The following is a 13,077-nucleotide window of genomic DNA, read 5'->3' on the forward strand; positions in this document are numbered from 1 at the left end:
TTTAATGACAAGATATAAAACAAGACAAATAAAAGTAGGTGATGTTTTAATAGGCGGAGATGCACCTATTTCTGTGCAATCCATGCTTTTTACTAAAACAAGAGATATTGAAGGTTGTTTAGAGCAACTTAATAGGCTTTATTTTGCCGGTGCAAATATAGTGCGTTTAGCTTGTTTGGACATGGCAGATGCAAGAGCTTTAAAAGAAATCAAAGTAAAAAGCCCCTTGCCTTTAATAGTGGATATACATTTTAATCATAAGCTAGCAGTTTTTTGTGCTGAATTTATCGATGGGGTGAGAATTAACCCGGGAAATATAGGCTCAAAAGAAAATATAAAAGAAGTGGTGCAAGCTTGCAAACAAAGAAAAATTCCTATTAGAATAGGAGTAAATCATGGCTCTATAGAAAAGCAATTTAGCGATAAATATGGTTATAATATAGAGGCTATGCTTGAGAGTGCTTTATATAATATAAAATTACTAGAAGATTTAGACTTTTTTGACATTAAAATTTCTATGAAAACTTCAGATGTGCAAAATACCATAAAAGCTTATGAAGCTCTAAGACCACTTTGTGATTATCCGTTTCATTTAGGGGTTACTGAAGCAGGAACTAAATTTCATAGTACGGTTAAAAGTTCGATTGCTTTAGGAAATTTGCTTTTAAAAGGTATAGGCGATACAATGAGAGTTTCTATGACAGGGGAACTTGAAGAAGAGATTAAGGTAGCAAGGGCTATTTTGCAAGATAGTGGAGTGCAAAAGAGTGGAGTAAATATCATCTCATGCCCAACTTGTGGAAGAATTCAAAGCGATTTGATTAAAGCGATTAAGATAGTAGAAGAAAAAACTAAACATATAAAAGAACCATTAAATATAAGTGTTATGGGTTGTGTTGTAAATGCCTTGGGTGAGGCTAAGGGTGCTGATGTGGCTATTGCTTTTGGAAAAAATCAAGGTTTAGTTATAAGACATGGTGAAGTGGTAGCAAAATTAAAAGAAGATGAGCTTGTTGATAGATTTTTACTTGAAGTAGAAGATGAAGTAAAACTTAGAGAAAAAGATTAATTTTTTTCTAAGTAAGTTTTTTGCATATTTTGTAATTTTTTAGAAATTTTTACTTTATAAATACTTGGATTTTGAAGTTTTTTTAGTTTAAAATCCAAACTATCAACACTTTTTTTATGATACTCTTGAATATTTTTCAAGTTAGGAAGCCCATAGATTAATTTTCCATCTTTAAAAACAAGCTCATGTAAATTTTTATATGTATAACCTTGATAATTTTTGATACTCTCATCATGTGTATATAAAATATCAAAACTTGCTTTATTGTTTTTATAATACCTTATGAGTTTTTTAAAATGTGGCAAGGTTGTTTTGCTTGAGCTTGCGCTGATTTTTATTTTAGGGATGATTTGATTGTTTTTTTCTAATGCAACAAGCTTATAAACAGCTCCAAAAATAGGCGAGCTTGCTGAAGTAATAAGCTTTTCTCCAATACCAAAAGCATCGATTGGAGCTTTGTTTTTTAGTAATTTTTCTATGATGAACTCATCTAAGGCATTGCTAGCTATGATTTTGCATTTTGTTAAGTTAGCAAGATCTAGTTTTTTTCTAATATATTTAGAGATTTTCAGCAAATCTCCTGAATCAATACGGATGGAATAATTTTGCATAGAATCTTGCGTATTTAACTCATTAAAAACTAAAATAGCATTTTCAATACCTTTTTTATAATCATATGTATCAATCAAAAGACTTATATTATTTTTATAAATTTGACAATATGCTCTAAAAGCACTTAGCTCATCATCAAACATTTGTACCCAAGCATGAGACATGGTTCCACTAATAGGAATATTAAATTTTCTCCCAGCTAAAGTACAAGCACTTGCATGAAAACCACCTATAAAAGCAGCTCTAGCACCATTTAAAGCTGCGCTTTCTCCATGGGCTCTGCGAGAGCCAAATTCTAAGAGTAATTTTTCTTTTGCAATTTGAGCAATTCTGCTAGCTTTAGTGGCAATTAGACATTGATGATTTAGAGTTAAAAGTATGAAAGTTTCTAATAATAAAGCTTCTATTATAGGTGCTTTGATAATCATTAAAGGTGTATTAGCAAAAATACATTCACCTTCTTTAACACTTAGTATATCTCCACTAAATTTTAAAGTTGAAAGGTAGTTTACAAAATCATCATCAAATTTTTTAGTATTTTTCAAAAAATCTATGTCATCTTTAGAGAAAGAAAAATGATTAATATGATTTATGATTTGTTCTAATCCACAAAAAATAGCATAAGAAGCACTATCAGGAGCTTTTCTAAAAAAAACTTCAAAATAAACAATCTGCTTATGCATATTTTGTTTAAAATAAGCATAAGCCATACTTAGTTCGTAAAAATCACATAATAATGAAGAATTCATATAAGGATTTTTACTTACAAATTAATCCATTTGACGACGCAAGAAAGCAGGAACATCAAGTTGAGAAATCACTTCCTCATCAAACCCACCGCTAGCTTTGCGCAAATTCATATAGCTATTTTTTTTACTTTCTTCTTGTTCTTTAGCACTTTCTATTTCAGCTTTATCTTCAAAACCTGTAGCAATAATAGTTACTTCAACACGATCGCCCATGCTTTCATCAGTAGTTGCACCAAAGATTACTTTTGCATTTTCGTCTGCTATATCGCTAATGCTTTGAGTAGCTTGTGAAATTTCTATTAATGAGCATTCAGGTCCAATTTTATAATGGATGATTACGCCTTTAACACCTTTCATAGTCATACCATCTAACAATGGAGATTCTATAGCGCTTGATAATGCGTCCATGATAGCATTTTCACCTTCTCCATGACCCACACCCATTAAAGCTAAACCTCTATGGCTCATAACAGTTCTAACATCTGCAAAGTCAACATTGATATCGCCATCTTCTAAAAGAATAGACACCATACCTCTAACAGCTCTAGCTAAGATATCATCAACTAGTTTGAATGCTTCTTTTATACCTGCTTTTTTTGGAAGTATGCTAAGAAGTTTTTCATTTTGGATTACAATGATAGAATCACTTTCTTTTTTTAATTCAGCCAAGCCAGCTTCAGCTAATTTTTTTCTTTGTTTTCCTTCAAAAGCAAAAGGCATAGTTACAACCGAAACAGTTAATGCGCCTACTTCTTTAGCAGCTTGTGCTACAACAGGAGCTGCACCTGTACCAGTTCCACCACCAAGTCCTGCTGAAATGAATACTATATCACTTTGACTTAAAGCTGCTTTTACTTCTTCAAAGCTTTCTCTTGCACTTTCTGCTCCAATTTCTGGTTGCATACCAGCACCTAAACCTTTAGTTTTTTTCTCACCTAGTTGAATTCTAGTTTTTGCTAAAGATTTTGCTATAGCTTGTGCATCAGTATTTGCTGAGATAAGATCAAGATCATGTAAGCCCATATTTACCATATGATCTATCATATTACCGCCACCACCACCGCAGCCTATGACTTTTATTTTTGCACCTTTTGCGTGTTGCATTTCTTCTACTAGATATTCGCTCATTGTATCTCCTATTAGAACTGGTTTATTAATTTATTCCAAAAATTATGCATAAAACTTGATTTTTTATCTTTTTTGGTTTCAACTTTTGTTAATTCTGTTTTTTCATCTTCAAAATCTCTCTGTTCTTGAAAAATTTCTTCAAAATTTTTATTTTCTTCTTCATGTTCTTCTATGGTGAGATTTTGTTTTATCTGTTTGTTGATAAATTCAGGCTCTCCTTTGTATCTTAGTTTTTCATTAGAATCTAATTCATAAGGAGTAAAATGTCCACCACCATATAAACAAAGACCTATAGCGCAGCTATTTTCTGCATCTTCAAAAATTTCTTTAAAGCCATCCATAGTATCTTTTTTTGCGGTCGCTATTCTAACAGCTTTATTATCAAAATAAGCTGAAGCAAGTTTGTCAAGTCCTGCAAATTTTGTCATTCCACCTGTTAATACTATGCCTGCTCCTGCTTGATTTGCACAAGCATTATCACTTAGCATTTTAGCTAAAATAATAATAGTTTCTTCAATTCTTGCATAAATAACATTAGATATAACTTCTACTGAAACTTCATTTTTTCTTTTTTCATCACCCATATATGGAATTTGTATAATTGAGTTTTCATTTTGTGCTAAAGATGCATAATTTAATTTTAGTTTTTCTGCTTCTTTTGGTGGGGTATGCAAAGCTATGGATAAATCATTAGTGATATTTACTGAACCAATTTGTAAGCATTCATTATATCGTATAGAATTACCCGCATGAATGACCATATCGCAAACTGCTCCACCCATATCGATTAAAATAGCACCTAATTCTTTTTCACTATCATCAAAGCATGCGATAGAAGAAGCATATCCTGAAAGAACGATATTATCTACTCTAAGATCAGCAAGCTCAACTGCTTTTTTTAGATTTTTAATATGCACTTCTTGCGAGATTACAATATGCGTAGAAACTTCAAGACGATTTCCACTCATTCCCAAAGGATCTTCTACATGCTCAAGATCATTTACTTTAAAATTATAAGGTAATACATGAATGATTTCATATCCACTAGGTATATTTGCGGTATGTTTTGCTGTGCTTACTGCTCTGTGAATTTCTTTAATACCTATTTCATGATTTGGTATATTAACTACACCTATACTGTCTACACTTTTTGCATAAGCACCTGAAATAGATACAATTACTTTATCATAATGCACACCTGACATCATTTGTGCATCGGCTACTGCCTCTTCTATAGATTTTGAAGCAAGCTCTATATTGGTAATTGCTCCTTTTTTTATACCATTTGATTTTGATTTTCCAAAACCAATGATTTTAAGTCCTTCTTCACTTTTTTGTGCCAAAATAGCACAAGTTTGTATTGAGCCTAAATCAATTCCTAAAATATTCAATTTGTATTTCCTTTATAATAGCGTTGGATTGGATATAATTCTATAAGTTTTTTTAATAATTCTTCCTTAAGTAAAGCTTGTTTAGTTTGTTTGGCACTTTGTTCTATGATAAATTTATAAATTTCTTCTTTATCTTTGTTTTCTAGAGTTTGCTTTGTAATTTCATAAACTATTGCTTTATCATCAAATAAAACATAAGATTTAGCTTTATTTGAGTCAAATACATGCATTAAAAACTCACTAAATTCAGCATCATTTATCATTTCACCTACTTTTGCTCCTTTACTTGAGTCGCGACTATAAGTTCCTATATCTATGCCTTGGAAATTATCTAGTGCAAGCTTTGCTTTTTCTTCTAATAAAGTTTTAGTTTTTTCTCTGATGTAAAGTTTGCTCACTTCATTTTTGGCTTGCTCAAAAGTCATAGTCTGTATAGGATTTATTTTTATAAGTTTTGCAACCATATAGCCGTTTTCAAATTTAAAAGGTTTGATAAAATCATTTTCTTTAGCTTTTTGTATGTTTTCTAAAGGGTAATAAATATCAGCATCGCTTATTGTGATGTTTTTGTCAAAACTAAGCTCGTTTTTTCTCAAAGCAACATAGCTTTCATTAGCTTTAAGTTTAAGCTTGGAAAGTTTTAAATCTTTTATAACTTTATCTTTGCTTTGTTCTAAGCTTAGAATTTTTCCTGCAAAATCTTTATAGTCATTTTTATTTTCTTCATAGTAAGCTTGAATTTCTTTATCAACAACTGTGATTGTATTAGGATCTAAAAAATAAGTTGCAAGCTCATAGCTTTTTTGTGTTTTATATAGGTTTTTGTTTTTTTCCCAAGTTTGTTTTAGTTCTTTTTCATCAATAGGAATATTTTTATTATCAAGTTTTATTATTTGAATTTTTAAATTATCTTGCATTAAAAAACTTGCACTAAACATATCAAGCTCATTTTGTTTGATTTGTAAATTTAAAATAGCATTGATTTTTTTAAGCAATAATTCATCATGGATAATTTTTTCATAAGCTTTTGGTGTATAGTTGTTTCTTGCAAGTAAATTATAATATAAATCTTTATCAAAAACACCTGAAGCATTATGAAAGATTTTTTGATGCGCTAAATCATAAGCAATTTCTTCTTCGCTTACATTTAAACCTAAAGTTTTAGCATAAGAAAGCAGAAGTTTTTCTTGTATGAGTTCATTGATAGCTTGAGTATCTAAGCCATCTTTTTGTGCTTGTTCTTGTGTATAATTGCCATTGTTTAATTGTGAGTAGTAGTTAAATAATTGAGAATATTTTAGATTAAATTCATCATAGCTTATTTTTTCATCGCCTACTTTTGCAACAGAATTTGATCTATCGGTGTTAAAATCATAACTTCCCCAGCCAACAAAACCTGCTCCAACAAAAGCAATAACACTAATCCAAATAGTAATAACTAAATATTTTTTATGATGCTGCATCCAAGTGAGCATTTTTACCCCAATCCATAATTAATTAAATTAAACCATAAATTATAGGTAATTTGTGATTAATAAAAAATTAATTTTTATGATTTTATGATAAATTTGTCTCTGCTAAATGGATAATTTTACAAGAATTCTCGATTAAATCTATTATTTTTCCAAGTTCATAGCTTGTTCTTCCATAAGCAAATATTCCATATCCTTTCACAACGACAAAATTTTGTTTTTGTTCTAACATATAACGATAAATTTCAGTTTGCGATCTATCATCCCAATCCTCATAACTTTTAGGATTGTAAACTCGAATTTCTTCTAAAAAAATTTCTCCAAAATAATCTTGAGGTGTTATGAAATCATGATTTAAACTCATGGATAAGGTATAAGCTGGATAAGCAAAACATACGAATTTAGCTTCAGGTATATTTTCATATATGCTTTTATGTATTTCACTATCGCTGCTTGCTTCATCCCAGCTATAATCTTTTGCAAATTTTAAGATACTTAAATTTTTTTCATCTAATTGATTCAAAAAAGCATTGCTTTTATTGATAATAAATGAGCCTTGGGAGAGTTTTGCTGAAACAGAACCATGGCAAATTCCAAAAAAATTTTTTTTAAACATTGATGAGGATAGAATTTGAATTTGGGAAATAATATTTTCTTTATTCATTAAAAACCTTGTTTTAAACTTAGCTAAGGTATTATACTAAAAAATATTAAAAGGTATATTTTGCAAAGTCCACATATTCCTGTTTTATTACAAGAAGTTTTAAATACTTTTGATGATTTTGATAGCGGAGATTTTTTAGATTGTACTTTGGGTTATGGAGGGCATTCTAAAGCATTATTGCAAGCTCATGAAAAATTAAGATTAATTGCTTGCGATAAAGATTTAGAGGCTTTAAGTTTTTCCAAAGAGTTTTTAAAAAATTTTCAAGATAGAATAAGTTTTAATCATATAGGTTTTAAAGATATTTTAACTCAAATTTCAACGCAAAACATAAGAGGAATTTTAGCCGATATTGGTGTATCTTCTTTGCAGCTTGATAAAAATGATAGGGGTTTTTCACTAAATTCTGATTTTTTAGATATGAGAATGGATCAAAATAATCCTTTAAGTGCTAAAGAAGTGGTAAATTCTTACAACAAGGAAGCTTTAGAACGAATTTTTAAAGACTATGGAGATCTGGCGCCAGTTGCTTCAATGCTTGCTCAAAAAATTATCAATGCAAGAAGTCAAAAAGAAATTACAAGTGCAAAAGAATTAAGTCAAATTATAGGAAATGCTAAGTTAAAAGGACGCAATGTATCTTTAGCCTTGCTCGTATTTCAAGCTTTGCGTATAGAAGTAAATAATGAACTTGGTGAGTTAAAATCCTTACTTGAAAATATAGAAAAAGCAAAATTAAAAGATTGTAAATTAGCTATTATTAGCTTTCATTCTTTAGAGGATAGAATAGTAAAAAATACTTTTAAAAGATGGGAAAAAGACTGCATTTGTGATGAAAGAGCTATAAAATGCGAATGCGGTAAAGGACATAGTCTTGGTAAAATTTTAAGTAAAAAAGCTATAAGTGCCTCCAAAGAAGAAATAAGCTATAATAGTAGATCAAGTTGTGCAAAAATGAGAATTTTTTATTTTAGGTAAATAATGATTGAAGATGATTTTTTAAAAGAAAAACAAAATATACGCGAAAAAATGTTGAAGTATTCTAGGGCTATTAAAGAAGGTAGGCCTTATGAAGAGTATGAGCACAATTTCAATGAAAGCGATCGCATATTAAAAAATAGAATACAGCGTAAAAAAAGACCTAAATTTACAGACTTTGATGAAGAATATAAAGAAAAACCTAAAAAACAATCCGCTATTTATTTAAAAGAAGATTTGATAAATGTTAAATTAGAAGAAAAAAAGCCTTTTAAATTACAACTCAATTTTTTCAAAAAGCAAAAAGAAAAATTTGATAAAAAAAATGATAAAAATCTTAAGCCATCTAAAAATGTTAAAACTTTGCAGGAAGTAAAAAAAGTAGAAAAAATACAACAAGAAAAAAAAGATTCTATTCAAATATCTAAAATTCTTACTCAAAGTAATGTCTTTGTTGCTTCAAAATTTCAAGATTTAAAAGAAAAAAGAAAAGAAAAAGTCAAACTCAAACAAGAATTAAAAGAGCAAAAAAAAATCGAACAAGAAAAAATAAAAAAAGCTCAAGAAGAATTAAAAGAAAAAGAAAAATTAGCTAAGCAAGAGCAAAAAATTTTAGAAGAAAAGGTAAGGCTTGAAGAAAACCAAGAATATAATCAAGAAGATAAATACGAACTTTTAGATAGCATAGTAAGTGAGGAAAATAAAAATTTAACCCCTAAAAATTTATTATATGCAGGTTTGATGATAGCATTTGCTTTATTGATATTTTTCCCACAAATTTATATTAGAAATCAAATTTATTATGTAAGTAGAGAAATAGCGGATTTAAGATCGCAAGAATTAGTTTTAGATGAAGAAAACAAAGAGCTTCAAAGACAGCTTGAAGCATTGTATTTTCAAAATCAAGTTTTAGACTTTTTAGATTAATCTTGTGTTTGAATGATTTTCTCCAAAACATATTGTTCAAGTTGATTTTTTGGAATTTCTTCTTTAATGGCTTGGTTATAAATATTTTCTGCTATTTTTGAATATTTTTCATAAGCAAAATATGGAAAATGTAAAGTCCAGGCTTTTTTCAATAATCTTTTGCTTATTACTTTTCTAGTATAAATTTTAAAAATATCATAGCCAACAAAAACACAAGCGGTAACAAAAATAGCACTTAAGATACTAATATGAAAATCAATAATTGTTAAAAAATAATGGCTGATGATAAGCATAGGAACTAAAATGGCTATACAAAAAAGGGTATATATAAGATAAGAATTAAATACCTTAAATTTAAAATTTAATTTCGCAGGATCTATCATCATACCTTCATTTAATAAGGCATTTGCTTCTAATAAATCTTTTAAATTAACAGGTTGATTTGAAACTTTAAAAATAAAGTTTAAAATAAATTCTTGTATTTTCATTGTTTTACCTAGTAAGTATGTGATTTTTGTGATTTTAGCATTTTTGTTTTTAAATAAGATAAATTTTAAGTCTTGTAAATGAAATCTTGTGTTAAAATTTACATTATTTTTGCATATAAAGAAAGAAAAAGATGGCAGATTCTAGATTTATGATGAATGTAAAAGGCATAGCTAAAAGTTTTATACCTAGAAAAATTTATCAAAATCAATTACAAAATATTTTCAAAGAGCTTTTAAAATCAAAAAATATAGATAATATTATTACTCGCTTAAATTATTACAATTTGCAAAATGATTTTTTTGATATAAAAAATTTTCAAAATTATGAAAAAATAGGAAAATTTCCCTTTAAAAAAACTTCCTATGCTTATGATGCTTATGCGATTAGTAAGTATTTTAATGATGATTTTTTATGGATTAAAGGTTTTGGAGATATTAGTTATAATCTTAAATATCCAAGCATAGCTAAATCAAGACCAGTTGAAAATGGCTTTAATAATATCATTTTAAAATTAGACAAAAATAGACATTTTGATTTTATACAAGATAAAAACCAATTTGAAGATAAAAAAGACTTACTCTTTTTTAGAGGTGCAATTTATCAACCTCATCGTATTAAATTTTTTGAAAAATATTTTGATAATCCTCGTTGCGATATTGCTCATGTTGGCGGTAGAAAAATTCAAGCCGAAAAATGGATTAAAAATTTAAATTTTAAAATTAGCAGAGCCTATCAAACCCAGTTTAAATTTTTACTTTCATTAGAAGGTAATGATGTAGCAAGCAACTTGAAGTGGGCGATGAAAACAAATTCTTTAGTTTTAGCCCCAAAAATGCGTTATGAAACTTGGTTTATGGAAGGAAAGTTAGTTCCAAATGAGCATTTTGCTTTGATTGATGATGATTATGAAAATGTAGAAGCTTTGCTTGATTATTATTTAGCTAATCCACATAGAGCAAAAGAAATCATACAAAATGCTCATGCTTATATAGAGCAATTTTTAGATGAAAAGATAGAATTTTATATAGGAATTTTAGTTTTAGCTAAGTATTTTTATTATTCTAATCAGCTTGATTTACCAAAAGATATTATTAATTTATTTGATTAAAAGGAGAGTTTATGCAAGAGATGGAAATAGTATTTTTAAATGATGAATTTATAAAAGCTAGCGAAGCTAAAGTGAGTATTTTTGATAGAGGTTTTATCTTTGGAGATGGAATTTATGAAGTAGTTTCTGTGGTAAATGCAAAAATAGCTGATAAGGAAGAATTTTGGGAGCGTTTTGAGCGTAGTTTAGCCCAAATTGATCTACAAATTCCTTATACAAAAGAAGAATTTGAAAATATTTTAAAGCAATTAATCATTAAAAATTCTCTCAAAGAAGGCGGGCTTTATATGCAAATTACTAGAGGGGTTGCTAGTAGAAATTTTGCTCTTTTAAAGGGGTTAAAACCTACTATTATGGCCTTTGCTTTTGAATGCAAGGTGATTGGGCATGAGTTTGCTAAAAATGGGGTGAGTGTTATTTCAACAGCTGATTTAAGGTGGAAAAGAAGGGATATAAAATCAATTTCTTTATTAGCTCAATGTCTTGCAAAAGAAGAAGCTGTTAAAGCTAAGGTTTTTGAAGCTTTTATGGTAGAAAATGCTTTAGTAACGGAAGCTTCTAGTAGTTCAGCTTTTATTATAAAAGATAAAACTTTAATCACTAAGCCATTTTCTAATGAAATCTTACCAGGAATTCGCCGTAAAAATATCTTAAAATTTGCAAAAGAACTTGATCTTAAAGTAGATCAAAGAGCTTTTAGTATGAAAGAAGTGTATGAGGCTGATGAGGTATTTATTTCTGCGGCTACTTTTTTGATTTTAGGTATTATAAAAGCAGATAGTAAGGTAATTAATGATGGTAAGGTGGGCTTTTATACCCAAAAACTAAGAGAAAAATATGTAGAAAAAATTCAAAAAGAGGTTTTTTAATCAAAACCTGCGTTTGTAAATTCTTTAGGATTATCAAGAGCGTAGCGGAATTTTTCCCAGTCTATTTGTTTATCCCAAATAGCTACGATTAAAGCTGCTACGCTATTACCACATAAATTTCCCACAGCACGAATTTCAGACATAAATTTATCCACGCCCAAAAGTATAGAAATGGCAGCCACAGGTAAAACCTCGCCCAAACTTGCTCCTAAGCCATTGTTAGCTTCTGCAATGTGCATATTAGATAAAGCCGCAAGTGTACTTCCTAGTATAATAAAACCTGATCCAGTCACACCAACAGCACCTTTTGAGGCTATCATAAGCACTATTAAAATGCTAATTTCATGAGTTAAAGAAAGTTCTACATTAAAAGCTTGAGCAAGGAAAATTAAACTCATAGCCAAATAAATATTAGTACAATCAAGATTAAAACTATATCCAGTTGGTAATACCAAGCCCACAGTGGCTTTTGAAATTCCTGCTTTTTCAAGTTTTCTCATAAGCGGAGCTAATGCTGATTCGCTAGAACTCGTGGCAAAAACTATTAAAACTTCTCTTGAGATAAAATGCATAAATTTAAAAATATTGACTTTAGCAATAAAACAAATAAGCCCTAAAACTCCAAAGATAAAAAGCAAAGAAGCAAGCAACATAACAATAAGCAAATAACCCAAATTTAATAAAGAATCAAGTCCATATTTTGCCACTAAAAAAGCCATCGCAGAAAAAGCGGCGATGGGAGAAAAATACATAATGATTTCTAAGATTTTAAAAACAAAACTTTGCATAATTTCTAAGGTTTTTTGTATAGCTTTTCTCTCATCAATTCTCATAAGTGAAATAATAAAAGCACAAGCTAGGGCTATAACTAAGATTTGCAAAGTTTTTCCCTCGCTAAAAGCAGCTATGATATCAGTAGGTATAGCGTCTTTTAAAATATGCAAAATTTCATTTTGCACACTTATTTCTATATTTTTATTAACAAATTGAGCCACACTTTCTTGATCTAGAGTGCTTGGATCAAGGTTCATTCCTTTACCAGGTCCCATAATGTTTGCCATAAAAATGCCAATAGCTAAAGCAAAAGTGCTTACTATTTCAAAATAAAGCAAAGCTTTAGCTCCTATGCTTCCAACTTGTTTTAAGCTTTCAAGACTAATAACACCTAAAACAATAGTTAAAAATATAATAGGACCTATGAGAATTTTTAAAGCTTGTATAAAATAATCTACACCGATTTTACTAGCTAATGCAAATTCCTTATCTAATAAGCCAAGGCAAATGCCAGCTATAATTCCTATAATCACCCAAAAACCTAAATTTTTTAACATTTTTTTGAGTTTGCTTGGTTTTTCATGAGTAATAACTAGCATAAAAAACTCCTTGTAATTTTAAAAAACGATACATATTAGCAAATAAAAACTTATTTTTATTGTTAAAATAAATAAAAAATAAATATAAAAGCTAAAAATAATAATTTTTTATCTTATTTTGTAGATAAAAGTAGCATTTTGTAGTATTTTTGTATGATTTATTATGAAATAAATAATGATAATGTTTATCTAAATTTAAGAAAGCTAGTACTATACTTGTGACTATGATTTTAAAAATGAATATCATT

12 protein-coding genes are annotated in these 13,077 nt (G+C 28.9%); 5 read left to right on the forward strand and 7 right to left on the reverse strand.

Annotated features, from left to right (window positions below; all coding sequences use genetic code 11):
* Window positions 1-4 precede the first annotated feature (4 nt).
* Window positions 5-1,069, forward strand: a complete 1,065-nt coding sequence (ispG, locus tag L8U04_RS01935) for a flavodoxin-dependent (E)-4-hydroxy-3-methylbut-2-enyl-diphosphate synthase (RefSeq protein WP_412175287.1) — start codon at window positions 5-7, stop codon at window positions 1,067-1,069.
* Here the strand turns inward: ispG and L8U04_RS01940 are convergent.
* The 5 genes from L8U04_RS01940 to L8U04_RS01960 all read right to left on the reverse strand — a co-directional run bounded on the left by L8U04_RS01940 (window position 1,066) and on the right by L8U04_RS01960 (window position 7,085).
* Window positions 1,066-2,430 carry a nicotinate phosphoribosyltransferase gene (locus L8U04_RS01940; protein ID WP_263709284.1) on the reverse strand — a complete coding sequence of 455 codons (1,365 nt, stop codon included), beginning with the start codon at window positions 2,428-2,430 and terminating at the stop codon, window positions 1,066-1,068. The two genes, ispG and L8U04_RS01940, sit on opposite strands and share 4 nt — an antisense overlap.
* Window positions 2,431-2,451: 21 nt before the next feature.
* Window positions 2,452-3,558 carry a cell division protein FtsZ gene (ftsZ, locus tag L8U04_RS01945; RefSeq protein ID WP_039626779.1) on the reverse strand — a complete coding sequence of 369 codons (1,107 nt, stop codon included), beginning with the start codon at window positions 3,556-3,558 and terminating at the stop codon, window positions 2,452-2,454.
* Window positions 3,559-3,569: 11 nt separating this feature from the next.
* Window positions 3,570-4,949, reverse strand: a complete 1,380-nt coding sequence (gene ftsA / locus L8U04_RS01950) for a cell division protein FtsA (RefSeq protein WP_220566695.1) — start codon at window positions 4,947-4,949, stop codon at window positions 3,570-3,572.
* Window positions 4,946-6,424: a peptidylprolyl isomerase gene (locus L8U04_RS01955; protein WP_263709285.1), complete on the reverse strand. Its 1,479-nt coding sequence runs from the start codon at window positions 6,422-6,424 to the stop codon at window positions 4,946-4,948. Before L8U04_RS01955 ends, ftsA begins: the two co-directional genes overlap by 4 nt.
* A gap of 82 nt (window positions 6,425-6,506) precedes the next feature.
* The gene (locus L8U04_RS01960; RefSeq protein ID WP_263659740.1) at window positions 6,507-7,085 is read right to left on the reverse strand and encodes a class II aldolase and adducin N-terminal domain-containing protein; all 579 of its coding nucleotides are present in this window, start codon (window positions 7,083-7,085) and stop codon (window positions 6,507-6,509) included.
* Window positions 7,086-7,145: 60 nt separating this feature from the next.
* Here L8U04_RS01960 and rsmH point away from each other — a divergent pair, with 60 nt between their 5' ends.
* Together rsmH and L8U04_RS01970 are read left to right on the forward strand one after the other, a co-directional pair.
* A complete protein-coding gene (rsmH, locus tag L8U04_RS01965) occupies window positions 7,146-8,063 on the forward strand; it encodes a 16S rRNA (cytosine(1402)-N(4))-methyltransferase RsmH (protein WP_133319904.1) in 918 nt (305 codons plus the stop codon).
* A gap of 3 nt (window positions 8,064-8,066) precedes the next feature.
* Entirely contained in the window at window positions 8,067-8,990 is a 924-nt protein-coding gene (locus L8U04_RS01970) for a hypothetical protein (protein WP_220566699.1), read from the forward strand.
* Here the strand turns inward: L8U04_RS01970 and L8U04_RS01975 are convergent.
* The gene (locus tag L8U04_RS01975; RefSeq protein ID WP_133319905.1) at window positions 8,987-9,478 is read right to left on the reverse strand and encodes a hypothetical protein; all 492 of its coding nucleotides are present in this window, start codon (window positions 9,476-9,478) and stop codon (window positions 8,987-8,989) included. The genes L8U04_RS01970 and L8U04_RS01975 overlap by 4 nt on opposite strands.
* A gap of 131 nt (window positions 9,479-9,609) precedes the next feature.
* Here L8U04_RS01975 and L8U04_RS01980 point away from each other — a divergent pair, with 131 nt between their 5' ends.
* Entirely contained in the window at window positions 9,610-10,587 is a 978-nt protein-coding gene (locus tag L8U04_RS01980) for a glycosyl transferase family 90 (protein ID WP_263662653.1), read from the forward strand.
* Between the two features lie 11 nt (window positions 10,588-10,598).
* A complete protein-coding gene (locus L8U04_RS01985) occupies window positions 10,599-11,456 on the forward strand; it encodes a D-amino acid aminotransferase (protein WP_263709286.1) in 858 nt (285 codons plus the stop codon).
* Here L8U04_RS01985 and L8U04_RS01990 read toward each other — a convergent pair.
* On the reverse strand, window positions 11,453-12,829 hold the full coding sequence (locus L8U04_RS01990; RefSeq protein WP_263709287.1) for a cation:dicarboxylate symporter family transporter: 1,377 nt from the start codon (window positions 12,827-12,829) through the stop codon (window positions 11,453-11,455). The two genes, L8U04_RS01985 and L8U04_RS01990, sit on opposite strands and share 4 nt — an antisense overlap.
* Between the last annotated feature and the right edge of the window lie 248 nt (window positions 12,830-13,077).

It is taken from the genome of Campylobacter sp. IFREMER_LSEM_CL908 (assembly GCF_025771545.1).
Lineage (GTDB): Bacteria > Campylobacterota > Campylobacteria > Campylobacterales > Campylobacteraceae > Campylobacter_D > Campylobacter_D lari_D.

Bases quoted from the DNA above. Each gene is read 5' to 3' on its own strand.
- ispG (WP_412175287.1), top strand. From the start codon at position 5: ATGACAAGATATAAAACAAGACAAATAAAAGTAGGTGATGTTTTAATA.
- L8U04_RS01940 (WP_263709284.1), bottom strand. From the start codon at position 2,430: ATGAATTCTTCATTATTATGTGATTTTTACGAACTAAGTATGGCTTAT.
- ftsZ (WP_039626779.1), bottom strand. From the start codon at position 3,558: ATGAGCGAATATCTAGTAGAAGAAATGCAACACGCAAAAGGTGCAAAA.
- L8U04_RS01955 (WP_263709285.1), bottom strand. From the start codon at position 6,424: ATGCTCACTTGGATGCAGCATCATAAAAAATATTTAGTTATTACTATT.
- L8U04_RS01960 (WP_263659740.1), bottom strand. From the start codon at position 7,085: ATGAATAAAGAAAATATTATTTCCCAAATTCAAATTCTATCCTCATCA.
- L8U04_RS01970 (WP_220566699.1), top strand. From the start codon at position 8,067: ATGATTGAAGATGATTTTTTAAAAGAAAAACAAAATATACGCGAAAAA.
- L8U04_RS01975 (WP_133319905.1), bottom strand. From the start codon at position 9,478: ATGAAAATACAAGAATTTATTTTAAACTTTATTTTTAAAGTTTCAAAT.
- L8U04_RS01980 (WP_263662653.1), top strand. From the start codon at position 9,610: ATGGCAGATTCTAGATTTATGATGAATGTAAAAGGCATAGCTAAAAGT.
- L8U04_RS01985 (WP_263709286.1), top strand. From the start codon at position 10,599: ATGCAAGAGATGGAAATAGTATTTTTAAATGATGAATTTATAAAAGCT.
- L8U04_RS01990 (WP_263709287.1), bottom strand. From the start codon at position 12,829: ATGCTAGTTATTACTCATGAAAAACCAAGCAAACTCAAAAAAATGTTA.